This is a genomic window from Actinomycetospora sp. C-140 (genome assembly GCF_054796175.1).
The window spans coordinates 21252-44615 of sequence record NZ_JBTWNF010000003.1 but is presented as its reverse complement, the minus strand read 5'-3'; the positions used below and the strand labels follow the sequence as shown (position 1 = coordinate 44615).

28 protein-coding genes are annotated in these 23364 nt (G+C 74.9%); 15 read left to right on the top strand and 13 right to left on the bottom strand.

Annotated elements, in window-relative coordinates; genetic code table 11:
* Positions 1-81: 81 nt before the first annotated feature.
* The 5 genes from mihF to ACR9E3_RS05815 form a co-directional block, all read right to left on the bottom strand.
* Entirely contained in the window at positions 82-393 is a 312-nt protein-coding gene (mihF, locus tag ACR9E3_RS05835; protein WP_274284601.1) for an integration host factor, actinobacterial type, read from the bottom strand.
* Positions 394-724: 331 nt separating this feature from the next.
* Complete coding sequence (locus ACR9E3_RS05830) at positions 725-1363, bottom strand: class I SAM-dependent methyltransferase (RefSeq protein WP_460379123.1); 639 nt, start codon at positions 1361-1363, stop codon at positions 725-727.
* Positions 1353-2288 carry a lysophospholipid acyltransferase family protein gene (locus ACR9E3_RS05825; protein WP_460379122.1) on the bottom strand — a complete coding sequence of 312 codons (936 nt, stop codon included), beginning with the start codon at positions 2286-2288 and terminating at the stop codon, positions 1353-1355. Before ACR9E3_RS05825 ends, ACR9E3_RS05830 begins: the two co-directional genes overlap by 11 nt.
* Complete coding sequence (locus ACR9E3_RS05820) at positions 2285-3169, bottom strand: GNAT family N-acetyltransferase (RefSeq protein WP_460379121.1); 885 nt, start codon at positions 3167-3169, stop codon at positions 2285-2287. The genes ACR9E3_RS05825 and ACR9E3_RS05820 overlap by 4 nt, the downstream gene beginning before the upstream one ends.
* 151 nt (positions 3170-3320) lie before the next feature.
* Positions 3321-4472, bottom strand: a complete 1152-nt coding sequence (locus tag ACR9E3_RS05815; protein WP_460379120.1) for a glycosyltransferase family 4 protein — start codon at positions 4470-4472, stop codon at positions 3321-3323.
* A 330-nt stretch (positions 4473-4802) separates the two neighbouring features.
* Between ACR9E3_RS05815 and ACR9E3_RS05810 the strand changes: the two genes are divergently transcribed.
* The 4 genes from ACR9E3_RS05810 to ACR9E3_RS05795 all read left to right on the top strand — a co-directional run bounded on the left by ACR9E3_RS05810 (position 4803) and on the right by ACR9E3_RS05795 (position 8795).
* On the top strand, positions 4803-5642 hold the full coding sequence (locus ACR9E3_RS05810; RefSeq protein WP_460379119.1) for an SAM-dependent methyltransferase: 840 nt from the start codon (positions 4803-4805) through the stop codon (positions 5640-5642).
* 309 nt (positions 5643-5951) lie between these two features.
* On the top strand, positions 5952-6338 hold the full coding sequence (locus tag ACR9E3_RS05805) for a transglycosylase family protein (protein WP_460379118.1): 387 nt from the start codon (positions 5952-5954) through the stop codon (positions 6336-6338).
* Between the two features lie 113 nt (positions 6339-6451).
* A complete protein-coding gene (locus ACR9E3_RS05800) occupies positions 6452-8095 on the top strand; it encodes an FAD-binding dehydrogenase (RefSeq protein ID WP_460379117.1) in 1644 nt (547 codons plus the stop codon).
* Positions 8096-8330: 235 nt separating this feature from the next.
* Complete coding sequence (locus tag ACR9E3_RS05795; protein ID WP_460379116.1) at positions 8331-8795, top strand: group II truncated hemoglobin; 465 nt, start codon at positions 8331-8333, stop codon at positions 8793-8795.
* A gap of 18 nt (positions 8796-8813) precedes the next feature.
* On the opposite strand, the gene ACR9E3_RS05790 is transcribed toward ACR9E3_RS05795, so the two are convergent.
* The 3 genes from ACR9E3_RS05790 to ACR9E3_RS05780 form a co-directional block, all read right to left on the bottom strand.
* A complete protein-coding gene (locus ACR9E3_RS05790; RefSeq protein WP_460379115.1) occupies positions 8814-9053 on the bottom strand; it encodes a PASTA domain-containing protein in 240 nt (79 codons plus the stop codon).
* 24 nt (positions 9054-9077) lie between these two features.
* Positions 9078-9371: a WhiB family transcriptional regulator gene (locus ACR9E3_RS05785; RefSeq protein WP_460379114.1), complete on the bottom strand. Its 294-nt coding sequence runs from the start codon at positions 9369-9371 to the stop codon at positions 9078-9080.
* Positions 9372-9439: 68 nt separating this feature from the next.
* Entirely contained in the window at positions 9440-9895 is a 456-nt protein-coding gene (locus tag ACR9E3_RS05780) for a hypothetical protein (RefSeq protein WP_460379113.1), read from the bottom strand.
* Positions 9896-9982: 87 nt separating this feature from the next.
* Between ACR9E3_RS05780 and ACR9E3_RS05775 the strand changes: the two genes are divergently transcribed.
* Entirely contained in the window at positions 9983-10975 is a 993-nt protein-coding gene (locus ACR9E3_RS05775) for an aldo/keto reductase (RefSeq protein WP_460379112.1), read from the top strand.
* Positions 10976-11018: 43 nt separating this feature from the next.
* Here ACR9E3_RS05775 and ACR9E3_RS05770 read toward each other — a convergent pair whose 3' ends face one another.
* Both ACR9E3_RS05770 and ACR9E3_RS05765 read right to left on the bottom strand, forming a co-directional pair.
* A complete protein-coding gene (locus ACR9E3_RS05770; RefSeq protein ID WP_460379111.1) occupies positions 11019-12086 on the bottom strand; it encodes an alpha/beta hydrolase in 1068 nt (355 codons plus the stop codon).
* A 70-nt stretch (positions 12087-12156) separates the two neighbouring features.
* Positions 12157-12420: a DUF3253 domain-containing protein gene (locus tag ACR9E3_RS05765; RefSeq protein WP_460379110.1), complete on the bottom strand. Its 264-nt coding sequence runs from the start codon at positions 12418-12420 to the stop codon at positions 12157-12159.
* A 37-nt stretch (positions 12421-12457) separates the two neighbouring features.
* On the opposite strand from ACR9E3_RS05765, the gene ACR9E3_RS05760 reads away from it, so the two are divergent.
* A complete protein-coding gene (locus ACR9E3_RS05760; protein ID WP_460379109.1) occupies positions 12458-12892 on the top strand; it encodes an SRPBCC family protein in 435 nt (144 codons plus the stop codon).
* On the opposite strand, the gene ACR9E3_RS05755 is transcribed toward ACR9E3_RS05760, so the two are convergent.
* Together ACR9E3_RS05755 and ACR9E3_RS05750 are read right to left on the bottom strand one after the other, a co-directional pair.
* On the bottom strand, positions 12889-14085 hold the full coding sequence (locus ACR9E3_RS05755) for a CaiB/BaiF CoA transferase family protein (protein WP_460379108.1): 1197 nt from the start codon (positions 14083-14085) through the stop codon (positions 12889-12891). The genes ACR9E3_RS05760 and ACR9E3_RS05755 overlap by 4 nt on opposite strands.
* Complete coding sequence (locus ACR9E3_RS05750) at positions 14082-14567, bottom strand: flavin reductase family protein (RefSeq protein ID WP_460379107.1); 486 nt, start codon at positions 14565-14567, stop codon at positions 14082-14084. The genes ACR9E3_RS05755 and ACR9E3_RS05750 overlap by 4 nt, the downstream gene beginning before the upstream one ends.
* Before the next feature lie 139 nt (positions 14568-14706).
* On the opposite strand from ACR9E3_RS05750, the gene ACR9E3_RS05745 reads away from it, so the two are divergent.
* Complete coding sequence (locus ACR9E3_RS05745; RefSeq protein WP_460379106.1) at positions 14707-15234, top strand: TetR/AcrR family transcriptional regulator; 528 nt, start codon at positions 14707-14709, stop codon at positions 15232-15234.
* Here ACR9E3_RS05745 and ACR9E3_RS05740 read toward each other — a convergent pair.
* Positions 15215-16366, bottom strand: a complete 1152-nt coding sequence (locus tag ACR9E3_RS05740; protein WP_460379105.1) for a cobalamin-independent methionine synthase II family protein — start codon at positions 16364-16366, stop codon at positions 15215-15217. The two genes, ACR9E3_RS05745 and ACR9E3_RS05740, sit on opposite strands and share 20 nt — an antisense overlap.
* 242 nt (positions 16367-16608) lie before the next feature.
* Here ACR9E3_RS05740 and ACR9E3_RS05735 point away from each other — a divergent pair, with 242 nt between their 5' ends.
* The 8 genes from ACR9E3_RS05735 (at position 16609) to ACR9E3_RS05700 (ending at position 23307) form a co-directional block, all read left to right on the top strand.
* A complete protein-coding gene (locus tag ACR9E3_RS05735) occupies positions 16609-17802 on the top strand; it encodes an FAD-dependent monooxygenase (RefSeq protein WP_460379104.1) in 1194 nt (397 codons plus the stop codon).
* A complete protein-coding gene (locus ACR9E3_RS05730) occupies positions 17799-18668 on the top strand; it encodes a dioxygenase family protein (protein ID WP_460379103.1) in 870 nt (289 codons plus the stop codon). The genes ACR9E3_RS05735 and ACR9E3_RS05730 overlap by 4 nt, the downstream gene beginning before the upstream one ends.
* Positions 18669-18671: 3 nt before the next feature.
* A complete protein-coding gene (locus tag ACR9E3_RS05725; RefSeq protein WP_460379102.1) occupies positions 18672-19610 on the top strand; it encodes a LysR family transcriptional regulator in 939 nt (312 codons plus the stop codon).
* Complete coding sequence (locus ACR9E3_RS05720) at positions 19607-20707, top strand: mandelate racemase/muconate lactonizing enzyme family protein (RefSeq protein WP_460379101.1); 1101 nt, start codon at positions 19607-19609, stop codon at positions 20705-20707. Before ACR9E3_RS05725 ends, ACR9E3_RS05720 begins: the two co-directional genes overlap by 4 nt.
* A 71-nt stretch (positions 20708-20778) precedes the next feature.
* Positions 20779-21060, top strand: a complete 282-nt coding sequence (catC, locus tag ACR9E3_RS05715; RefSeq protein WP_460379100.1) for a muconolactone Delta-isomerase — start codon at positions 20779-20781, stop codon at positions 21058-21060.
* Positions 21061-21111: 51 nt separating this feature from the next.
* Positions 21112-21876, top strand: a complete 765-nt coding sequence (pcaD, locus tag ACR9E3_RS05710) for a 3-oxoadipate enol-lactonase (RefSeq protein WP_460379099.1) — start codon at positions 21112-21114, stop codon at positions 21874-21876.
* 2 nt (positions 21877-21878) lie between these two features.
* Positions 21879-22649, top strand: coding sequence for a CoA transferase subunit A (locus ACR9E3_RS05705; protein ID WP_460379655.1), 771 nt, complete (start codon positions 21879-21881; stop codon positions 22647-22649).
* A gap of 1 nt (position 22650) precedes the next feature.
* Positions 22651-23307: a CoA transferase subunit B gene (locus tag ACR9E3_RS05700; RefSeq protein ID WP_460379098.1), complete on the top strand. Its 657-nt coding sequence runs from the start codon at positions 22651-22653 to the stop codon at positions 23305-23307.
* Positions 23308-23364: the final 57 nt, after the last annotated feature.

The window sequence follows — 23364 nt, the reverse complement described above, 5'->3', positions numbered from 1 at the left end:
GGCGGTCCGGATGTCCGGACCACCGACCGCCCCGTTGTCGTCGCTGCCCCTGCAGGCGGGGCACGCGGGTCGGCGCGCTGGTCAGCCCAGCGCGCTGACCAGCGCCTCGCGCTGGCGGGAACCGAGGCCGGCGACACGCCGGTCCTCGGGGATGCCGGCCTGCTCGAGGACCGCCGACGCCTTCGCCGGGCCGTAGCCGGGCAGCGCCCGGACGAGCTGGGAGACCTTCGTCTTCCCGGCGATCGGGTCGCTCTTGCCGCGGTCGAGCACGGCGGGGATCGACTCCTCGCCGCTCTTGATACCGGCCAGGAGGGCCGAGCGGGCCTGGCGGGCCTCGCGCGACTTGGCCTGGGCGGCCTCGCGCTGCTCGGGGGTCAACGTCGGGAGGGCCATCGCGGTGTCTCCCCTCTCTGTGGTGCGGGTCGTCGCGGTCGGCCCACGACGATCGGTCGGACCGGTCGCACAGACGGTCACACGGACGGTCGGTCGACACCGCACGCCACGCCGCGACATCGCCGCGATCCGGACGCCCGGGCCGATGGTTGCGGGACGGTACACCAGCCGGGCGGGCGACCTGCCCCTGACCTGGGCGGATCGCGCGGAGGCGGCGCCGGGCACGCGCACGGCGACGTTCGGGTGACCATGACGGGCGACATCATCACCCACGTGCACCTCCTCGTTCCCCGGACAGGCACTGCGTGTGCAGGCGGTGATGACGCGCCGGTCAGCGCCGTGGCGACGACGCCCGGTGCACGACGGCCGGCGGGAGGTTGCGCCAGACGACGGGCGAGGTCACGACGTCGGCGAAGCACTCCCCGAGCTCCTCGCGCAGCGCGCGCGCCGGCGCGGCCCAGGAGGTCCAGCAGTAGGCGAACTGCACGAACACCCCGTCGTCGGCCAGGGCCCGCGCGACGGTCGGCAGCAGCGAGTCCTCCCGGCCCGGCCGGGTCGCCGACCAGCCCAGCCCGCTGACCACGACGTCCGCCCCGGCGATCCCCCGCAGTGCGAGCAGCGCCGGGAGCTCGGCGACGTCGGCGGGCACCACCTCGACGGCGGGCAGGCGCCCGGCGAGCCGGTGGGCGAGCACGGGGTTGAGCTCCACCGCGAGCTGGCGCCCGCGGCCGGCGAGACGGTGCGCGAGCAGGTCGGTGAACGCGCCGCTGCCGGCCCCGAGCTCGACCACCACCGGGTCCGGGCGGACGGAGCGCAGGGCGGTGTCGGCCATGGCCCGGGCGAGCGCCGTGCTGCTCGGCCACACCGAGGCCGTCGCCACGGGGGCGCGGACGAACTGGGCGGCGAACACCGCCCGGTCGGCCAGCGACGCCTCGCGGGCCCCGTCGGCGTCGGGCGGCTCAGGCGGCACGGTCGAGCTCCGGGGTCACGGTCGCCAGGACGGGGACGGGGACGGCGGCGGGGCGCGCCGCGGCGGGGTGGTCGACGGCCGGCGGGAGCGCGGCGGCCACGGCGGCCGCACACCGCCGGGCGAGGACCCGGCGGGCGGTGGCCCGGGCCGGGCCGGGCGGCACCGCCCTGGTGTCCAGCACGGCACAGGTCGTCACCTCGACGACGAGCCCCGGGGCGGTGAGCACGCGCAGCAGCGAGGACGCGAGGGTGTCGTCGCCGACGAAGGCGGCGGTGGTGTCGGGGCTCCCGCCCGGCGGGAGGCCGTCGCGGCGCCGGTAGCGCAGGGCGACCGGCACGATGGGCGCCCCGACGTCGTGGGCCGCCTGGAAGGCGGCCGGGCGGAACGGGCCGAGGTCGCGCCCGCAGCGGGTGGTGCCCTCGGCGAACAGCCCGATCGGGACCCCGGCGCGCAGGGCGTCGGCGAGACCGGCGACGGCGCCGGGCAGCGCCCGCAGCCGGTCACGGTCGAGGAACACCGTGCCGGCCCGGGCGGCCATGACCCCGAGCACCGGCCACTGCCGGACCTCGGTCTTGGCGAGCATCCGCACCGGCGCCACGGCGTGCAGGGCGAGCACGTCGATCCACGACACGTGGTTGGCGACGACCAGCGCCCCGGGCGGTGCCTCCGGACCGCTCCGGTGCACCCGGACCCCAGCGGCGCGGAGGACCGCGGCCGTCCACCAGCGCTGGACCCGGCCCGTGGCGGCCGGCCCGAGCAGCGGCACGACGGCCGCCGCCGCGAGACCCGCGCCGAGCACGACCACGAGGGCCGTCGACCGGACGGTGAGCCGGGCGGCCGCCGCGGCGCGGGCGGCACCCCGCCGCGGCGCCGGGAGCGGCAGGCAGCCGGGGTCGCAGGGCGAGGTGGCGGACCAGGCGGTCACCCGGCCTCCCCGAGCAGGTAGCGCCGCCACCGGGGGTCGATGGCGGTGTGGTCGAGCAGGATGAACAGGTCGGCGACCCCGAAGTCGGGGTCGAACGCCGGCGGCCCGCCGATCTCCGCGCCGAGGCGCAGATAGCCGCGCAGCAGGGGCGGCAGCGAGGCCTGCGCGGCGCGCCGGGCTCCGGGCGCCTCCGGGTCGTGCGGGGCGATCGGCGCCTCGCGCCACGGGCGGACCCGGCGGACCGCGGGCGCGAGGTGGCGGGACGCGACCAGCGACCACACGCCGCCGGGCATCGCGCCGCCGCTGGTGAGCGGGACGCTCGCGCAGCCGACGACCCACCGGCGGCCGATGAGCTCCATGTAGCGCCAGATCCCGGCCCAGACCAGCGAGAGCACCACGCCGTGGCGGTGGTCGCGGTGCACGCAGGAGCGCCCGACCTCGACCATCTCGCCGCGGAGGGCGTCGAGCCCGGCGAGGTCGAACTCGGTGTCGGCGTAGAGGCTCCCCGCCGCCCGGGCGCCGTCGGGGGTGAGCATCCGATAGGTGCCGACGATCTCGCCCGTGGCGTCCTCGCGGACCACGAGGTGGTCGCAGTGGGCGTCGAAGGCGTCGGCGTCGCGGCCCTCGGCGGCGGCCGCGACGGCGATCACGTCGTCGGGGGCCGGGCGGGCCCCCTGCTCCACGGCGAACACCGCGTGCCGCAGCCGCTGGGCCGCGGCGACGTGGGCGGGCTCGCGGGTCAGCAGCAGACTGTAGCGGCCCAGGTCGGCGGTGGGGTCACCGCCGACGGCCGGGGTGGGCCCCGCCGGCGGTGTCGGACGCTCGTCGTGGCTCTCGGGGGTGGGGGCGCTCACCTGCGCCAGCACCTGGGATGTGGCCATGGGGCGGTGTCTACGGGCCCTGATCGCCCGGGGGCCCACCTCGCCGTGACGGTCGAGTGTGGTCCGGGTGAACTCGGTGCGCCTCCGGCGCATGTGAGCACTTCGGAGTGCCCTGGCACTCCGAAGTGCTCACGTGCGGCGGAGCCGCACCTCACGCCGCCGGGGTCGCGACGGGCGCGTCGTGGCCGGTCTCGTCGCCGCCGAGGACGGCCGCGTAGTGCCCGAGCAGGTCCTCGCAGACGGAGGGCCAGGTCCGGTCGGCGACCGCGCGCCGGCCCGCGGCGCCGGCGGCCCGCCGGCCGTCCGGGTCGTCGCGCCACGCGGCGACCCGACCGACGATCCCGTCACCCGGGTCCGCGGGGTCGTAGAGCCATCCCGTGCGGCCGGGGTCGACGAGGTCGGCGACGCCGCCCGCGTCCGGTGCCAGCACCGGGAGCCCGGAGGCCTGGGCCTCCTGGACGGCCTGGCAGAAGGTCTCGAACGGCCCGGTGTGCACGAAGCCGTCGAAGGACGCGTAGGCGCGGGCCAGCTCGTGGCCGCCGCGGAAGCCGAGGAAGTGCGCCGAGGGCAGCAGCTCGCCGAGGCGCGCCCGCGAAGGGCCCTCGCCGACCACGACGACGCGCACCCCGGGCAGCCCTTCGAGGGCGGCGAGGCGCTCGACCTGCTTCTCCGGGGCGAGGCGTCCGACGTAGCCCACGAGCACCTCGCCGTGCGGGGCGAGCTGGGCGCGCAGGTCGTCGTCGCGGTGACGCGGGTGGAACCGGGTCGTGTCGACGCCCCGTCCCCAGCGGTGCACCCGGGGCACCCCGTGCTCGCGCAGCGCGTCGACCGCCCACCGCGACGGGGCCAGGGTGCGCGCCGCGCCGCCGTGCAGCCGGCGGATCCAGCGCCAGGCGGCCCGCGCGGTCAGCCCGATCCCGTACGACGCGGCGAAGCCGGCCACGTCGGTCTGGTAGACGGCCACCGCGGGGACGCCGAGACGGCGGGCGACGGTGAGCGCGCGGGCACCGAGCACGAAGGGCGAGGCCAGGTGCACGACGTCGGGCCGGAACTCCTCCAGCGCGGCGCGCACCGCCGGCGTGGGCACGCCGACCGGCAGCGAGTCGACGACGGGGAGGTCGACCGCGGGCACGCGGACGACGGGCACGCGGGGTGCGCCGGGCACCTCGTCCGGCCCCGCTCCCGGCGCGATGACCATCGCGGCGTGGCCGCGGCGCTGCAGGTGGGCGACGACCTGGAGCACGGAGTTGGTGACGCCGTTGACGGCGGGCAGGAAGGACTCGGTGACGACCGCGACGCGCACGGTCCGCACGGTTCCCGGCCCGGGGTCCCTGCCGGCCGACGTCGACGTGTCGTCCGACCCAACACGGAACCAACACTGCGGACGCGTCGGCCGTCAGTCCCCGGACGGACCGTGACCAAGAGTCACGCCGAGTCACCACGAATCAGGAAACCTGTCACTACCCTCGGGCCGGCGGCGTGTCTTTCCCCGTCGTCCCGGCGTGTCGATCACTGACAGTGGGAATCCTGCGGGCGATTGGGAAGGCCGAGCGACGAGGCGTGTTGACACGGTCTCCGCGCTGTCGGCTACTGGACCACTCGGACACCGGGTGCCGAGGCGGGAGGGAGGACCGTGGTCGAGGACCTCTTCCCCGGCCGGGCGCGCCCCGCGCTCGCCGTCCCCGGCGCCGAGGACTTCGACCGGCCGAGCTCCGCGCGCGTCTACGACTTCCTCCTCGGCGGCACGTCCCACGGCGCCGTCGACCGCGAGCTCGGCCGGGAGATGGTCAAGGCGGTCCCGCTCATCGTCGAGATCGCCCGGGAGAACCGGTCGTTCCTGCGGCGGGCCGTCACGTTCCTCGCCCGGGCGGGCGTCGACCAGTTCCTGGACCTCGGCTCGGGCATCCCGACGATGGGCAACACCCACGAGATCGCCCGCCGGGTGCTCCCGCACGCCCGGGTCGCGTACGTCGACGTGGACCCGGTCGCCGTCGCCCACGGGGAGCTGCTGCTCGGCGACACCCCTGGCGTGTCGGTGAGCTGGGCCGACCTCCGCGATCCCGAACGCGTCCTCGCGACCCCCGCGGTCACCGACGTGATCGACCCGCACCGCCCCGTCGCCCTGCTCCTGTGCTCGGTCCTGCAGCACGTGGCGGACGTCGACGACCCGGCGTCGGTGGTCGCGGGCTACCTCGGACGGGTCGCCCGCGGCAGCGGGGTGGCCGTCTCGCACCTGTCCGGCGACGACGCGCGGGTGGACGTCGGGTCGCTGCGCGCCCTGAGCGACGCCTACCGCGGCGGCGGGGTCGTCCCGCGCTCGGCGTCCGAGCTGGCCACGATCATCGACGGCGTCCGGCTCGTCGACCCGGGGCTGGTCTACGCCGCGCAGTGGCGCCCCGAGCCGCCCCGGCGCGGGCGCTCGGTGGGCGAGCCCTGCTGCGGCCACCGCGCGGCCGTGGGCTTCGTGGGGTGACCGGGATCGCCGTCACCGCTCCGCTCGTCTCGGTCTCCGCCGAGGTGATCGCAGCGTTCGGCTCAGCACCGAGCCTGACCCATTAGGCCGTTCGCCGCCCGACGCCACGTGTCGACCACTCATCGCGACGCATGGCGGTTCCACGGTCACCAGTTGTCACGAAAGGTCTCGGTTCGGTTACGGTGCCGGTCGCGTCGTTCCGCTCCCCAGCAGGACCCCCCGGGCGACGTACGGACTGCCCCGCGGGGCGCCGTCCACCCACCCGGGTCACCCGCCCGGTCGAACACTCGAGACGAACCGGAGACCCCGATGTCTGGTCGCCACGCCGCGCCGTCCACCCCGTCCCGTCCCGTGCTGAAGGCCGGGATCGTCGCCGCCGCCGCCGTCACCGGCCCGCTCGCGATCACCGGGACCGCCATGGCCGCCCCGTCCGCGACGTCACCGGACTCCGCCGCGACCTACGACCGCCTCGCCCAGTGCGAGAGCACGTCGAACTGGAGCGCCGACACCGGCAACGGCTTCAAGGGCGGCCTGCAGTTCACCGACTCGACGTGGAAGGAGTTCGGGGGCCGCCAGTACGCCGCGCACCCGGACGAGGCCTCCCGCGAGGAGCAGATCAAGGTCGCCAAGAAGGTCCAGGACGAGCAGGGCTGGAACGCCTGGCCGACCTGCTCGGAGAAGATCGGCCTGCAGTGACCCGCGGCCGCCCCCTGGCGCGGACCCCCGTGCCAGCCTGGCGTCCACGCTGACGTTCATCGTCAGGAAATCCCCCGGCTCGGATGCGACGGCTCCCTGCCACGATGTCCGGCGTGCCCGACGCCGACGTCATCGTGGTGGGGGCCGGTCTGGCCGGTCTCGTCGCCACCGCCGAGCTCGCCGACGCCGGACGCCGCGTGCTCCTGCTCGACCAGGAGCCCGAGGCGTCCCTCGGCGGGCAGGCCTGGTGGTCCTTCGGCGGCCTCTTCCTCGTCGACAGTCCCGAACAGCGCCGTCTGCGCGTCCGCGACTCGTTCGACCTCGCCTGGTCCGACTGGACCTCCTCCGCCGCGTTCGACCGCCCCGACGAGGACCGCTGGGCGCGTGAGTGGGCCCGCGCCTACGTCGAGTTCGCCGCCGGCGAGAAGCGCCCGTGGCTGCACGCGATGGGCGTGCGCTTCTTCCCCGTCGTCGGCTGGGCCGAGCGCGGCGGCGCGTCCGCCACCGGCCACGGCAACTCCGTGCCCCGGTTCCACATCGTCTGGGGCACCGGCCCCGGCATCCTCGAACCGTTCCTCCGCCGTGTGAGCGCCGGCGTCGAGGCCGGGCGCGTCGCGATCCGGCACCGCCACCGCGTCGACGCCCTGGAGGTCACGGGCGGCGCGGTCACCGGCGTGTCCGGCACGGTGCTCGCGGCCTCGGACGTCGCCCGCGGCGAGTCCAGCTCCCGTGAGGCCGTCGGCGCGTTCGCCCTGGCCGCCGACAGCGTCGTCGTCACCTCGGGCGGCATCGGCGGCGACCACGACGCCGTGCGCCGCCACTGGCCGGAGCGGCTCGGGCCTCCCCCGCAGGAGATGATCTCCGGCGTCCCCGCGCACGTCGACGGCCGCATGATCGGCATCAGCGAGGACGCCGGCGCGCGCGTCGTCAACCGCGACCGGATGTGGCACTACACCGAGGGGATCCTCAACCACTCCCCGGTCTGGCCGCTGCACGGCATCCGCATCCTGCCCGGCCCCTCGTCGCTGTGGTTCGACGCCGAGGGCCGGCGGCTGCCGCCCCCGCTGTGGCCGGGGTACGACACCCTCGCGACGCTCGCGCACATCCGCCGGACCGGCCACGACCACACCTGGTTCGTGCTCACCCAGCGGATCCTCGAGAAGGAGTTCGCGCTCTCGGGCTCCGAGCAGAACCCCGACTTCACCGGCCGCGACATCCGCCTGACGCTCCAGCGCGCCCGGCCGGGGCCGACCGAGCCGGTGGCCGCGTTCCAGCGCGCCGGCGAGGACTTCGTGGCGGCGGACTCGCTCGGCGAGCTCGTCGACCGGATGAACGCGCTGACGCCGACGCCGCTGCTGGACAAGGACGCCCTGCAGCGCGAGGTCCTGGCCCGCGACGCCGAGCTCGCCAACCCCTACGGCAAGGACGGCCAGCTCGCCGCCGTCCGCGCGGCGCGCGCCTACCTCGGCGACCGCCTCGTCCGCGTCGCCCCGCCGCACCGGATCCTCGACCCCGCCGCCGGCCCGCTCGTCGCGGTCAAGCTGCACGTCCTGACCCGCAAGACCCTCGGCGGGCTCTGGACCGACCTCGACGGCCGCGTCCTGCGCCCCGACGGCACCCCGTTCCCCGGGCTGTACGCAGCCGGCGAAGCCGCGGGCTTCGGGGGCGGCGGGGTGCACGGCTACCGCTCGCTGGAGGGCACCTTCCTCGGCGGCTGCCTGTTCTCGGGCCGCCAGGTCGGCCGCGCGCTCGCCTGATCCCCGTACGAGCGATGCGGCTTTCCTGGCGTGTGACGCCAGGATCGCCACATCCTCGCCGGCACGACACGCCGGGGCCGCCGAGGTGTTCCAGCCTGGCGTCCACGCTGACGTCAGACATCAGGAAAGCCCCCACGATCACGCCGGGCGTTCGCCGTCAGCGGACGGCCGTCGCCACGGTCGTCCAGCGGTCTACCGTCCGCGGGAGGACCCACCATGCGGGGGAGGCGGTCTCGTGACCTCCTTGTACGAGTACGCCGGCGGCGAGGAGGCCATCCACCGCCTCGAACAGATCTTCTACGACAGCGTCCTGCGTGACCCGCTCCTGCAACCGCTCTTCGGCGCCGGTCGGCCCGAGCACGTCCCGCACCTCACGGCGTTCACCGCCGAGTCCTTCGGCGGGCCCGACCGCTTCTCCCGCGAGCTGGGGTTCGCCCACCTCATCGCGGTGCACCGCGGCCTGCGGATCACCGAGGAGCAGCGGCAGCGGTTCGTCGCCCTCTACCTCGCCGCCATGGACGCCGCCGACCTGCCGACCGACCCCGACTTCCGCGCCGCCGTGATCGAGCACGTCGAGTTCGGGACCCGCGTGGCCGTGCAGAACTCCCACGCCGTCACCGACGACGACCTCCACCCGCTGCGCGAGGTGCCGCGCTGGACGTGGGCGGGGGACGACGACGGACGCCCGCCGCCGTCCTGACCGAGCGGGCCCGGACCGTCAGGCCGGCGCCCCGGAGTCGGTGCCGATCCAGATGCGGACGATCGACCCGGACGCGACGGACGTCCCGGGCTCCGGGTCCTGGCGGGCGATGTGGGCGCGCCCGGCGCCGGTGTGGACGGCGTTCTCGGGCACGGCGAGCAGACCGGCGTCGAGCGCACGGTCGTGGGCCTCGGCGGCGGGCACGCCCACCAGGTCCGGGACCCGCGCGGGTGATGGGGTCGTGACGTCGTCGGACACGGGACCTCCTCGGGTGGCTCGGGCTCAGGCGGCGGACGCGCGGCGGCGGCGGGCGAGCAGCGCGCGGCGTTCGTCCTCGCTCTCGCCGCCCCACACGCCGTAGGGCTCGTGCACGGTCCGGGCCCACTCACGGCACGGGTCGACGACCGGGCAGGACGCGCAGACCTCCTTGGCCCGCTCGACCCGCCGGCCCCGGGACGGGTCGCGCTCACCCTCCGGGTGGAAGAACACCGCGAGGTCCATGTCGCGGCAGGCCGCGCGGCGCTGCCAGTCCCAGTGCTCCACGATCGCGGCCGGTAGACGGGACACGTCCGCCACGGCGACCACCTCCTACGACTCGTCGTAGAGCCGGCATACCCGGCGGCGGTGGGGTCGTCACATGATGATCAGCCGGCGTCCGCCCGCCGGCGCCGGCGCTGCAGCAGCACCATCGCGGCGACGATCACGAGCAGCACGGCCGCCCCACCGACGAACCGCCAGGTCGAGCCGCCCGACCCGGTGTCCGCGACGGTCAGGGTCGCCGTCAGCGGGCGCCCGCCGCAGGTCGCGGTGACCGTGACCGGACCGCCCGCGGCGTCCGGCGCGACGGTCAGCGTCGACGACACCGACCAGGGCTGGTGCCCCTCGGGGTCGCGCTCCCACGGGGTGCCGGTGACTCCGGGACCGCTCGCCGGCGTCGTCGCGGGCTCCTCGCACCCCATCTGCGCGGGCACGGTCGTGCCGGGCATCACCGGGCCGCCGTCGCCGCCGATCACGAGCCCCGGGTCGGCCAGCGCCGTCCCGGCCCCGAGCGAGAGCAGGGCCACCACCAGCGTCGTCAGCAGCAGGCGCACACCGGTCACCGTGCCACTCCGGAGGTGCCTCGCGGGTCACGCCGCGACGACACGTTCCGGTGCATGGGCACCCCAGGCCGGGGGCAGCCAGGTCCCATGGAACAACGCACTCTCGGCTCCCAGGGCCTGCGCGTGTCCGCGCTGGGTCTGGGCTGCATGGGCATGACCTTCGCCTACGGAGGTCAGGACGACACCGAGTCGCGCGCGACGATCGAGCGCGCCCTCGAGCTCGGGGTCACGTTCCTCGACACCGCCGACATGTACGGCCCGCACACGAACGAGGAGCTCCTCGGGTCCGTGCTCGCCGGCCGGCGCGACGAGGTCGTGCTCGCGACCAAGTTCGGCAACGAGATCGGCCCCGACGGCAAGGGCACCGGGAAGGTCAACGGTCGCCCGGACTACCTGCGCGGCCAGATCGACGGCTCGCTGCAGCGCCTCGGCACCGACCACGTCGACCTCTACTACCAGCACCGCGTCGACCCGGACGTGCCGATCGAGGAGACCTGGGGCGCGCTCGGCGACCTCGTCGCGGCCGGCAAGGTCCGCTACCTCGGCATCTCCGAGGCCGCGCCCGACACGATCCGCCGCGCCCACGCCACGGCGCCGATGAGCGCGGTACAGACCGAGTACTCGCTGTTCACCCGCGACGTCGAGGACGACGGGGTGCTGGCGACCTGCCGGGAGCTCGGCATCGGCTTCGTGCCGTACAGCCCGATCGGCCGCGGCTTCCTGTCCGGCACCATCCGGCGCACCGAGGACCTGCCCGAGGGCGACTGGCGGCGCAACTCGCCGCGCTTCCAGGGCGAGGCGCTCGAGGCGAACCTGCGGGTGCTCGACGAGGTGAACTCGCTGGCCGAGCGCAAGGGCGTCACGCCGACCCAGCTGGCGCTGGCCTGGGTCCTCGCCCAGGGCTCCGACATCGCGCCGATCCCCGGGACGAAGCGGCGCCGCTACCTCGAGGAGAACGTCGGCGCCGCGACCGTGACGCTGACCGCCGAGGAGCTGGAGGCGATCGAGAAGGTCGCCCCGGTCGGCGTCGCCTCCGGCGAGCGCTACCCCGCAGCGGCCATGCGGATGCTGCACCAGTGAGGGGTATGTGAGCGAACTTTGGTGCTATGGCACCAAAGTTCGCTCACGTACGGGCGCGCTCCCGCGTCGTCGTCAGGGCCAGGCCGGTGCGCAGGGCCGAGGCGGCGTCGAGGACGGCGTCGCGCGCGGCCGGCACGACGCCCGCCATCCCGGCGTAGCCGTGGACCAGGCCGGGGAAGCGCCGGGCCGCGACGGGGACGCCGGCGTCGCGCAGGGCCACGGCCAGCTCCTCGCCCTCGTCGCGCAGCGGGTCGAAGCCCGCCGTCGCGACGTAGCAGGGCGGCATGATCGCGAGGTCGTCGACCTCGAGCAGCCCGGTGGGGCGGATCGGCTCGAGGCCGTCGGGCAGGTAGTAGCGCTCGAACACCTCGATGTCGACGGTGCGCAGCCCGAACCCGTCGGCGAACAGATCCCGCGAGCCACCGCCGCGCCCCGCGTCGGTGACGGGGTAGAGCGCGAGCACGAACGCCGCGGTCGCGTCGCGGTGGCGGGCGAGCTGGTGCGCGGCGGTCAGCGCGAGGTTGGCGCCCGCCGAGTCGCCGCCGACCGCGACGGTCGTCGCGTTGAAGTCCGCGCGGTGGGTCAGGACGTGGTCCAGCGCCGCGGCGGCGTCGGCGAGACCCGCCGGGAACGGGTTCTCAGGAGCGAGGCGGTACTCGACCGACAGCACCCGCACGCCGGCCTGGTGGGCCAGCACCCGGCACAGCGGCTCGCTCGAGGCGATGCTGCCCAGCGCGAACCCGCCGCCGTGGAAGTGCACGAGCAGGGGCGCGGGACGGTCACCGACCTCCGCCGGCGTGTAGAGCCGCGCCGGCAGCCTGCCCGGCTCGTCGCGCCCGGGTCCGGCGGGCACCGGGACCGTGAGCGGTAGCGCCGTGACGCCGGGGGTCGCCGACCAGGCGAGACCCGCGGCCTTGTCGGTGGCGCGCCGCTGCTCGACCAGGGACGGCTCCTCGCCGCCGGCGAGCATGCCGAGCAGGCGCAGCACGAGCTGGACGTCGAGGTCGAGGACCTGGCCGTCGACGGACGCCCGCGGCCCGGCCAGCAGGCGGCGGAGGGGACGGGGGAGCGCGATGAGGGCGCGCAGGATGCGCCGGAGGACACCGAACATCACCCGCGGAGCCTAGGCGCGGTCCGCCACGGCGTCGTGCTGCGTTGCTCACGTGGGGGATTTCCTGACCCTATCGGCGTGCAGTATCGGGGTATCGCAAGCGCACGGGGCCGCGGGCGGTCGCCGGGTCGACGGTCTCGCCGCCCTGCGTCATCTCGATCCGCCCGTCGGCGACGAGGTCGCCCGCGACGCGCCGGGCGTCGGGCATGAGGTCGCGCCAGGCGTCCGGGTCCACGCGGCGGGCCGCCTCGGAGGGGCAGATCGTCGCCCCGGGGGCGCGCTGGTCGAGCAGGGTGACGATCGCGTCGGCGAGCGTGCGGTCCGTCGCGTTCACGCGTGCCGGGTACCCGCGCACGGGTAAGGATGGACTCGTGAGCACACCGGTTGTCCGCGAGGTGACCATCGACGCGCCCGTGTCGCGGGTGATCGAGGTGATCTCGGACCTCGAGAACACCGACCGGTGGGCCAACGAGGCGAAGTCGGCGGTCGTGAAGGCGAAGGACGACCAGGGCCGCCCGACGCGGATCGTCGTGACCCTCGGGGCGCTGACCTTCACCACCGACGCGACCTACGAGGTCGCCTACACCGACACCTCGGTCACGCTGACCTGCGTCGACGCCCGTCTCATCCGCGAGTCGACGATCACCTACACCGCCCGCGACGAGGGCGACGACCGGACGCGGCTCGAGATGGCGTCGGTCATGGAGGTCACGGTGCCGGGCATCCCCCGCTGGGGCCTGGACCGCGCGATGGGCTCGAGCGCCGAGAAGAACCTGCAGTCGATCCGCAAGGACGCCGAGCGCTAGATGACCTTCTCGTCGGCCAGCGCCGTGACCTCGTCCGCGGACAGGCCCAGCTCGGCGTAGACCTCGGCGTTGTGGTGCCCGGGCACCGGCGGGCCGGCCCACCGGACCTCGCCCGGGGTGTCGGAGAACAGCGGCACGACGCCCGGGCCGAGGACGTCCTCGCCGAAGCGCTCGTCGTGGTGCGGCGCGAGCATCCCGCGGGCGCGGAACTGGGGGTCGGCGACGACCTCCGCGGCGGTGTTGATCGGTCCGCAGATCACGCCGGCCTCGTCGAGCACCTGCCGCACCTCGTCGGCCGGCAGCGAGCCGACCCAGGCGGCGACGATCTCGTCGAGCTCGTCCTGGTGCTCGCCGCGGGCGCGGTGGTCGACGAAGCGCGGGTCGTCGGCGAGCTCCGGGCGGCCCATCGCCCCGCAGAGCCGGCGGTACACCGTGTCCTGGTTCGCCGCCACGACCAGCCAGAGCTCGTCGGCCGTGCGGTAGACGTTCGACGGCGCGATGCCCTCGAGACGGGTGCCGCCGGGCTGGCGCACGCGGCCGAGCTTGTCGTACTCCGGGATGATCGACTCGAGCACCGAGAGGCAGGCCTCGGTGAGCGCGACGTCGACGACCTGGCCCACCCCGGTCACCGAGCGGTGGTGCAGCGCGGCCAGCACGCCCTGGACCGCGACCATCCCGGCCAGCGAGTCGCCGAGCGAGATCGCCTGCCGCGGCGGCGCCTGGCCCGGGTAGCCGTTGATGTAGCGCAGTCCCGAGAGCGCCTCGGCCACCGACGCGTAGCCCGCCTTGTCGCTGTACGGGCCGGTCTGGCCGTAGCCGGAGACCCGCGCGAGCACCAGCCCGGGGTTCACCGCCCGCAGCCGGTCCCAGCCGAGGTTCCAGCGCTCGAGCGTGCCGGGACGGAAGTTCTCGACGATCACGTCGGCGCCCTCGACGAGCTGCAGGAACACCTCCTGGCCCCGCTCGGAGCGCAGGTCGAGGGTGATGCAGCGCTTGTTGCGGGCGTGCACGGTCCACCACAGCCGGTGGCCGCGGTAGGACTCCTGGCCCCAGTCGCGCATCGGGTCCTGCCCGCCCGGCGGCTCGATCTTGACGACGTCCGCGCCGTAGTCGGCGAGCAGCCGCCCGGCGAACGGGCCGGCGACGATGGTGCCCAGCTCGAGCACCCGCACGTCGGCCAGCGGACCGCTCATTCCGCCACCGACGTCCGCACGTACCCGCCCCGGTGGAACACGAGCGGCGGGTCGCCGGGCGCCCCGAGGTCGTGCACCGCCCCCACGACGATGAGGTGGTCGCCGCCGTCGTGCACGGCGTGCAGCGTGCAGTCGATCCACGCGGTCGCCCCGGCGAGGATCGGCGAGCCGAGCCCGGAGGTCGACCAGGAGACGCCCGCGAACTTGTCGCCGCCCGACACCGCGAACCGCCCGGAGAGCTCCTCCTGCTCCGCGGACAGCACGTTGACCACGAAACGGCCCGTGGCCTCGATCTTCGGCCAGCTCGACGACGAGCGTCCCGGCAGGACGAGCACCAGCGGCGGATCGAGGGAGAGCGAGGAGAAGGACTGACAGGTGAAGCCGGCCGGCCCTTCCGGCGTGGTCCCGGTGACGATGGTGACGCCGCTGGGGAAGTGCCCCAGCACCTGGCGCATCGTCGAGGCGTCCGTGCCGTCGGTCATGTTCGCTGCCTCCCTGCGGCTCGTCCTCGAACCGTATTGCCCGCGATCTCCTCGGGCACGCCCGCCGTAGTCTCGCCCTGTGCCGGACTCGTCACGTCCTGGGAGGGGGCGGCCCCGCGACCGTTCCAAGGACGCCGCCGTGCTCGACGCCACGGTCCGGCTGCTCGCCACCGAGGGTGTGGCCGGGACGTCGATGGACCGGGTCGCCGCCGAGGCGGGCGTCTCGAAGGTCACGGTCTACACGCGCTGGGCGACGAAGAACGCGCTCATCGGCGCGGCCCTCGCCCACCTGCGCCTGGGACGGGTGCCCGAGCCGACCGGGGCGGTCCGCGCGGACCTGGTCGCCCTGCTCGAGGCGATGCGCGAGCAGTACGTCGAGGTCGGTGCCATGAGCATCATCGGCACCTGCCTGGCCGACGAGCCGGGCTCGGGCGAGCTGCTCGGGATCATCCGGGAGGCGACGCTCCTGCCGCGCCGGGCGCTGTTCGCCGCCGTGCTGCGCGCCGCGTCCCGACGCGGCGAGCTGCCCGCCGACCTCGACGTCGAGGCCGCCACGAGCCTCGTCGTCGGCACCCTCTACGCCGACCACCTGGCCGGGCGGGACACGGCGGCCCCCGACTGGCCGGGCGCCGTCGTCGACCTCGCGCTCAGCGGGCTGGCACGCTGAGCCGCTCGCCCGCCAGCCGCGCCCCCGCGGCCATCGCGTCGAACTTCGCCCACATCACGCGCTCCTCGACCTCGGTGCGGAACGTGGCCTGCGAGGAGAACCCGCAGTCCGCGCCGGCCATCACGCGCTCCGGGCCGACGAGCCGCGCGAACCGCTCCAGGCGCTCGGCGATCAGCTCCGGGTGCTCGACGATGTTGCTCGCGTGCGTGATCACGCCCGGGATCAGCACCTTGTCGTCGGGCAGCGCCACGGTCTCCCACAGGTGGTACTCGTGCTCGTGGCGCGGGTTGCCGGCCTCGAACGAGTAGTACCGGGCGTCCACGGCGAGCACGAGGTCGATGACGTCGGCGAGCGGGACGTCGAACACGCGCGGGCCCTCGTTGATCGAGTAGCAGGTGTGGAAGCGGACCCGCTCGGCCGGGATGCCGCGCAGCGCGTGGTTGATCGCCGCCACGTACATCCGCCCTCGGCGTTCCCGGGTCGGCCGGTCGTACTGGTGGAAGCTGTAGATCTCGGTCAGGAACGGGTCGTCGACCTGCAGCAGGAACCCGGCGTCGACGATCGCCCGGTACTCGACGTTCATCGCGTCGGCGACCGCGAAGAAGTACTCCTCCTCCGAGCCGTAGTACTCGTTGACGCCGACGCCGCTCGGGGCGATCGACGGCACGAACGCGTTCCCCCGGTCGTCACCGACGGCGGCCGCCAGGTCGTCCAGGTCCCGATGGAGCGCCTCCTGGCCCTGGTAGACCAGCGGCCCGGTGCAGACGACGGGCTCGATCGTGCCGACGGTGCCGCCCATCATCGCCTCGGCGAAGTAGCGCTCGTAGTACTCCGGGAAGGCCTGCTGCTCGGCGGCGAAGCTGTAGACGGTCTCCGCGCCGGGCCGGCGCTCGAGCCCGCCGAGGCGCTCGGTGACGTAGCTGAAGAAGCCGAGCTTGCCCATCTCCCCGCCGGCGACGACGTCGATCCCGTGCTCGCGCTGCGCGGCGACGATGTCGGCGACGGCGGTCCGGGTGGCGGCGGCGAGCACGTCGTCGGCCAACTCCTCGCCCCGCTGGCGGGCGGCGAGCAGGTCGAGCAGGGGCCGCGGGCGGGGCAGGCTCCCGACGTGGGTGGTGCGGATGCGCGGCACGGGCGTCTCCTCGTCGTCGAGTATTTCCTGTACCGATGGGTTCAGGTGGAGCGTGGACCCGGGGACGTCGCCGGGTCAACTCCTCGACGGTTCAGACACATAGCATCTCAATCGTTCTGCATTCGCCTCTTTTTCGTCCGGGATGGCTCGTGTCACGCTCGACGTACGAGAGCGAACTTGCGGCCTATAGGCCCAGAGTTCGCTCACATGGGGACGTTCGAGGAGGAGCGGAGGTGCGCGGCATGACCCGTGTCGTCGTCGCCGGGGCCGGCATCGGGGGCCTCACGCTGGGCATCGCCCTCGCCCGCGCCGGGATCGCGGTCGACCTCTACGAGCGCGCCGACGAGCTGCGCGAGGTCGGCGCGGCCGTGGCGCTCTCGGCCAACGGGTCCCGCCACCTCCACCGCCTCGGGGTCGGCGACGCCCTCGACGCGGTGTCCACCCAGCCCACCGAGCTGATCTACCGCGACGGCCGCACCGGCGCGCGGATCGCCGCCCACCCCGGCGGTGGCGCGTACCGCGCACGCTTCGGCGCGCCCTACTGGGGCGTGCACCGCATCGACCTCCAGCAGACGCTCGCCGCCGCCTTCACCGCCGCCGCGGGCGCCGAGCACCTGCACCTCGGGCACGCGATCACCGCGGTGGACGCCGAGGCGGGCGCGCTGACCCTCGACGACGGCCGGACGGTCACCGGCGACGTCGTCGTCGGTGCCGACGGGGTGCGCTCGATCGTGCGCGAGGCCGTCGCCGGCCCGGGCACCGGACCGACGTACTCCGGCACCAGCGGCTTCCGGGGGCTCGTGCCGATCGCGGCGCTGCCGAGCCTCCCGGACCCGCACGCGATCCAGTTCTGGGCCGGCCCCGGAGCGCACCTGCTGCACTACGCGCTGGGCCGCGACGACGACACCGTCAACTTCCTCGCCGTGCTCTGCGGACCGGAGACGTGGGACGGCGCCCAGCGCGAGGTCCCCGCGGGCGAGCTGCTCGAGGCCTTCGCGGGCTGGCACCCGGCGGTGCGCGAGATGCTCGCCGCGGTGCCCCAGAGCCCCCGCTGGCCGCTGCTCGCCCAGGCGCCGCTGCGCCGGTGGACCCGGGGCCGCACCGCACTGCTCGGCGACGCCTGCCACGCGATGCTCCCCCACCACGGACAGGGCGCCAACCAGGCCATCGAGGACGCCGCGACGCTGGCCCGGCTGCTCGTCGAGCACGACCCGGCCACCGCGCTCGCGGCCTACCCCGGCGGACGGCGCGCCCGCACCCGCGCCGTCGCCGCCAGCGCCTGGGACACCGGGACGCTGCTGCACCTCGACGACGACCACCCGCGCCTCGCGGAACGCGACAAGCGCTTCGCGGGCTACCTGCCCGACAACGCCTGGGTCCACGACCACGACGCCGCCCTGGACCTCGACCACCACCTCAGGAGGACGACCGCATGACCACCACGGAAGACCAGTCCGTCTCCGGCGCCGCGCTCGCCGGCTCGCACGCCACCGACTCTGCCCGCGCCGGGCTGTCCAACCTGCGCTCCGGCTCCGGCAACCAGGTCGACCAGCAGCGCGTCGCCGCCGTCGTCGGCGCCGCCCTCGAGGGCATCCGCTCCGCGATCCGCGAGAACAAGGTCACCTACGAGGAGTTCGACGCGTTCAAGCAGTGGCTGATCGCGGTCTCCGACACCGGCGAGTGGCCGCTGTTCCTCGACGTCTACCTCGAGTTCGAGGTCGAGAAGGTCGCCGCGGCGACCCAGCAGGGCTCGGTCGGCACGATCCTCGGCCCGTTCTGGCTCGACGGGCAGGCGCAGCTGGACTCGCCGGCGACGCTGCCGATGCGCGACGACGAGCCGGGCACCCCGATGATCCTGGCCGGCCAGGTCACCGCGACCGACGGCACGCCGCTGGCCGGCGCGACCGTCGACATCTGGCACACCGACGACGAGGGCTGGTACTCCGGCTTCGCGTCCAAGCCCCCGGCCGGGAACCTGCGCGGCGTCGTGCGCTGCGACGACCAGGGCCGCTTCGAGATCCACACCCGCAAGCCCGCGCCGTACACGATCCCGCTCGACGGGCCGACCGGCCAGATGACCCAGGCCGCCGGGTGGAGCCCGTGGCGCCCCGCGCACATCCACCTGCTCGTCGCCGCGCCCGGGCACCGCACCCTGACCAGCCAGCTGTTCTTCACCGGCGACCCCTACCTCGGCAACGACGTCGCCTCGGCCGACAAGCCCGAGCTCACCCTCGACCCGCAGCCCACCGGCAACGGCGCCGAGGTCCGCTCGGACCGGGACTTCGTGCTGGAACCGGAGTAGCGCGTGGAGACGCGCCAGCTGCGCTACTTCGTCGCGGTCGCCGAGACGCGGCACTTCGGGCGGGCGGCCGAGCGGCTGCACATCGCCCAGTCGCCGCTGTCCCAGGCGATCCGGCAGCTCGAGGCGCAGCTGGGCGCTCCGCTGTTCGACCGCACGACCCGCCGGGTCGACCTCACCGAGGCCGGGGAGGCGCTGCTCCCGGAGGCCGTGCGCATCCTCGCCTCGCTCGACGCGGCCCGCGACCAGGTGGGCCGCGTCGCCGCGGGCGCGCTCGGGCACCTGCGCGTCGGGGCGACGGGGCTGGCGACCTACCGCCACGTCCCGGACCTCGTCCGGCGCCTGGCGCGCGAGCTGCCGGGCCTCGAGCTGGCGTTCACCACCGAGCTGCTCACCCCGGCGCTCGAGACGGCACTCGCCGACCACCGCATCGACCTCGCCGTCCTGCGCCCGCCCGTGAGCGACCCGGGGCTGGCGCACCACGTCCTCGCCCGCGAGCACCTCGTGCTGGCCGTGCCGGCCTCGCACCGGCTCGCCGTGGGGAGCGAGGGCGTCCCTCGCTCCGTCCACACCCCGGCGCCGGCCCATCTCGCCGACCTCGCCGACGAGGACTTCGTCGTCTACGCGCCGCCGGGCTCGGTGGTGGGCGACGCGGCGGCGCGGGCGTGCCGTGCGGCCGGGTTCACGCCGCGGCGCACCCACTCCGCCGACCAGACCTCGATCGTGCTCGCCCTCGTCGCCGCGGGCGTGGGGGTGGCGCTGCTGCCGTCCTCGGTGCTCGCGGTGGCCGTCGAGGGCGTGCGCTACGTGGGGCTGGACGAGCACGAGCCCGTGACCACCGACGTCGCCCTGGCGTGGCGCCGCGACGACCCGCAGCCGGCCCTGGCGCGGGCCCTCGCCGTGCTGTGCCGACCCGCGACCGACCAGGAGGACACCCCAGCGTGAAGATCACGTCCGTCGAGGCGATCCCCCTCGCCGTGCCCTACCGGCGGCCGTTCGCCTTCGCGAGCGGCACCGTCACCGCCGCCGACCACGTCCTCGTCCGGATCACCACCGACGACGGCCTGGTCGGGCACGGCGAGGCCCCGCCGCGCCCCTACACCTACGGCGAGACCGCGGCGTCGATCGTCGCCGCGGTCCGCGACCTGTTCGCCCCGGCGCTCGTCGGCGCCGACCCCTTCGCCCGCGAGCGGATCCGCGCCGACCTCGCCCGCACCGTCGCCAACAACGCCGCCCGGGGCGCGATCGACGTCGCCCTGTGGGACCTCGTCGGCCAGGCGTGCGGCCAACCCGTCCACGTGCTGCTCGGGCACGCGGCCGACGACGTCGCGGCCGCCCACATGATCGGGCTGGGCACGCCGTCGGAGATGGTCGCCGACGCGGTGGAGGTCAACGACACCTACGGCGTGGAGGCGTTCAAGGTGAAGGTCGGCCGCGACCTCGCCCATGACCTCGCCGCGGTCCGCGAGCTCCGGCGCGAGCTGGGCGACGCGGTCGAGCTCTACGCCGACGCCAACCGCGGCTGGGACGCCGACACCGCGATCGTCGCCGCCCGCCGCCTCGCCGACTTCCACGTCACCATGCTCGAGGAGCCCAACCCCGCCGACGACGTCCTCGGGCGCCGCCGGATCGTGCGCGAGAGCCCGATCCCGGTGGTCGGCGACGAGTCCACGATCACCCTGGGCGGCGTCGCCCGCTCGCTGCTCGACGGCGACTCCCAGGCCATCAGCGTCAAGGTCGCCCGCACCGGCTTCACCGACTCCGCGAAGATCGTCGGGCTGTGCGAGGGGCTCGGCGTCACCACGATGGTCGGCAACCAGATCGACGGCATGATCGGCACGGTGGCGTCCACGGCGCTCGCGTGCGGCCAGCGCGCCCTCGCCCGCCACCCCGTCGAGGTCACCAACTTCCTGCTCATGGCCGACGACGTCCTCGCCGAACCGCCGGTGATCGCCGACGGCCGCACCGCCCCGCGCCAGGCCCCCGGCCTCGGCGTCACGATCGACCCCGACAAGCTCGCCCGCTACCGCGCCGACCGGTAGAGCTCGTGTCAGCGAAGTGCCGTCGCAGACACTGAGCGTCCGTATCCGTACTTCGATCACCGGGAGAACCCGTGCAGTTCCTCGTCCGCATGGACGTCCGCCTCCCCCACGACATGCCGCAGGACGTCGCCGACGACCTCCGCGCCCGCGAGAAGGCCCGCGCGCACGAGATCCAGCGCTCCGGCAAGTGGCCCGAGCTGTGGCGCGTCGTCGGCCAGTACGCGAACGTCAGCCGCTTCGACGTCGCGTCGGGCGACGAGCTCCACCAGCTGCTCACGAGCCTGCCGCTGTTCCCCTACATGCAGGTCGAGGTCACGGCGCTCACCGTGCACCCGTCGAAGCTGGACTCCTGATGGGTGGAAGCGGACGGTTCACCCGCCCCCACCACCGGGCACGGTGAGGGCGTGAAGCTCCACCACGTCTCCGACGGACCCGCCGACGGACCCCCGCTCGTGCTCCTGTGCTCGTTGGGCAGCACGGTCGACATGTGGGCGCCCCAGCGCCGGGACCTGGCCGGCGAGTACCGGGTGATCACGCTCGACACCCGCGGCCACGGCGGATCACCCGTCCCCGACGGCCCGTACGAGGTCGCCGATCTCGCCCGCGACGTCCTCGAGACCCTCGACGACCTCGGGGTCGAGCGCGCGTCGTTCGCCGGCGTCAGCCTCGGCGGCGCGGTCGCCCAGTGGATCGGCCTGCACGCCCCGGAGCGGGCGACGAGCCTCGCCATGCTCTGCACGGCCGCGCGCTTCCCGAACGCCGACGCCTTCCGGGACCGCGCGACCACCGCGCGGACCGAGGGCGTGGCGTCCATCGCCGACGCCGTCGTCGCCCGCTGGTTCACCGACGACTTCGCCGACTCCGAGCCCGACACCGTCCGGCGGATGCGCGACATGATCGCGTCCACCCCGGCCGAGGGCTACGCCGCGTGCTGCGAGGCGGTCGCCGCGTGGGACGTCGTCGACCAGCTCGGGGACATCGCCCTGCCGACCCTCGTCGTCGGCGGCGTCGAGGACCCCGCGACCCCGCCGGAGTGCCAGCAGATCCTCGCCGACGGCATCCCGGGCGCCCGTCTCGAGACCGTCACCAACGCCGCGCACCTGGCGTCGTTCCAGCGTCCCGACGTCGTGACGCCGCTGCTGCGCGAGCACGCGAAGGGAGCCTCGTGACGATCGACAAGACCGTCGCCTCGGCCGACGAGGCCGTCGCCGACATCGGCGACGGTGCCTCGCTGGCCGTGGGCGGCTTCGGCCTGTCCGGCGTGCCGATCGTGCTGATCGACGCCCTCTCGCGCGGCAGCGCCACTGACCTGCGCGTCGCGTCGAACAACTGCGGCACCGACGGTTGGGGCCTGGGCATCCTGCTCGAGCAGCACCGCATCGGCCGCGTCGTCGCGTCCTACATCGGCGAGAACAAGGAGTTCGGCCGCCAGTACCTCGCCGGCGAGCTCGAGGTCGAGCTGACCCCGCAGGGCACCCTGGCCGAGCGGCTCCGCGCCGCCGGCTCGGGCGTGCCGGCGTTCTACACCCCCGCCGGGGTCGGCACCTGGGTCGCCGACGGGGCGATGCCGTGGCGCTACGCCCCCGACGGGTCGGTGGCGGTCACCTCGCCGCCCAAGGAGGTCCGCGAGTTCGACGTGGACGGGGAGCGCAAGCCTTTCGTCCTCGAGCTGTCGCTGGTCTGCGACTTCGGGCTCGTGCGCGCGGCGAAGGGCGACCGTCACGGCAACCTCGTCTTCCACCGCTCCGCGCGGAACTTCAACCCGCTGGCGGCGATGGCCGGGCGCACCACGATCGCCGAGGTCGAGGAGCTCGTCGAGCCCGGGGAGATCGACCCCGACGACGTCCACGTGCCCGGCATCTTCGTCCACCGCGTGGTCGAGCTGACCGGCGAGCAGGTGGCGAACAAGCACATCGAGAAGCGCACCACCCGGGAGGCGTGACGTGGCCCTGACCCGCGAGCAGATGGCCGCCCGCGCGGCCCGCGAGCTGACCAACGGCTCCTACGTCAACCTCGGCATCGGCCTCCCGACGCTGATCCCGAACCACCTGCCCGACGGCGTCGACGTGCTGCTGCACTCGGAGAACGGTCTGCTCGGCGTCGGGCCCTACCCGACCGAGGACGAGGTCGACCCCGACCTCATCAACGCCGGCAAGGAGACCGTGACCGTCCGCGACGGCGCCTCGTTCTTCGACTCCGCGCTGTCGTTCGGGATGATCCGCGGCGGCAAGGTCGACACCGCCGTGCTCGGCGCCATGCAGGTCGCGACCAACGGCGACATCGCCAACTGGGCCGTGCCCGGTGCGATGGTCAAGGGCATGGGCGGGGCCATGGACCTCGTCCACGGGGCCCGCCGCGTCATCGTCGTCATGGAGCACGTGACGAAGAAGGGCGGGGCGAAGCTGGTCGAGTCGTGCTCGCTGCCGCTGACCGGGCGCGGCGTCGTGTCCCGGGTCATCACCGACCTCGCCGTCGTCGACGTGACCGCCGGCGGCTTCGTCCTGCGGGAGCTCGCGCCGGGGGTCACCGCCGACGAGGTCCGCGAGCAGACCGGCGCGGTGCTCGCCGACGCCGACGACCTCGCGGAGATGGCGGCCTGACGGCCCCTGGCCATCCGACGAAACGATCCGGACACAGACGGTCGCCGACGGTCGACG

What these genes read in the sequence shown, in the direction of transcription:
- ACR9E3_RS05775 (WP_460379112.1), top strand. Translation starts at nt 9,983, where the DNA reads ATGGAACAACGCACTCTCGGCTCCCAGGGCCTGCGCGTGTCCGCGCTG.
- ACR9E3_RS05735 (WP_460379104.1), top strand. Translation starts at nt 16,609, where the DNA reads ATGACCCGTGTCGTCGTCGCCGGGGCCGGCATCGGGGGCCTCACGCTG.
- ACR9E3_RS05805 (WP_460379118.1), top strand. Translation starts at nt 5,952, where the DNA reads ATGTCTGGTCGCCACGCCGCGCCGTCCACCCCGTCCCGTCCCGTGCTG.
- ACR9E3_RS05755 (WP_460379108.1), bottom strand. Translation starts at nt 14,085, where the DNA reads ATGAGCGGTCCGCTGGCCGACGTGCGGGTGCTCGAGCTGGGCACCATC.
- ACR9E3_RS05770 (WP_460379111.1), bottom strand. Translation starts at nt 12,086, where the DNA reads ATGTTCGGTGTCCTCCGGCGCATCCTGCGCGCCCTCATCGCGCTCCCC.
- ACR9E3_RS05730 (WP_460379103.1), top strand. Translation starts at nt 17,799, where the DNA reads ATGACCACCACGGAAGACCAGTCCGTCTCCGGCGCCGCGCTCGCCGGC.
- ACR9E3_RS05750 (WP_460379107.1), bottom strand. Translation starts at nt 14,567, where the DNA reads ATGACCGACGGCACGGACGCCTCGACGATGCGCCAGGTGCTGGGGCAC.
- mihF (WP_274284601.1), bottom strand. Translation starts at nt 393, where the DNA reads ATGGCCCTCCCGACGTTGACCCCCGAGCAGCGCGAGGCCGCCCAGGCC.
- ACR9E3_RS05820 (WP_460379121.1), bottom strand. Translation starts at nt 3,169, where the DNA reads ATGGCCACATCCCAGGTGCTGGCGCAGGTGAGCGCCCCCACCCCCGAG.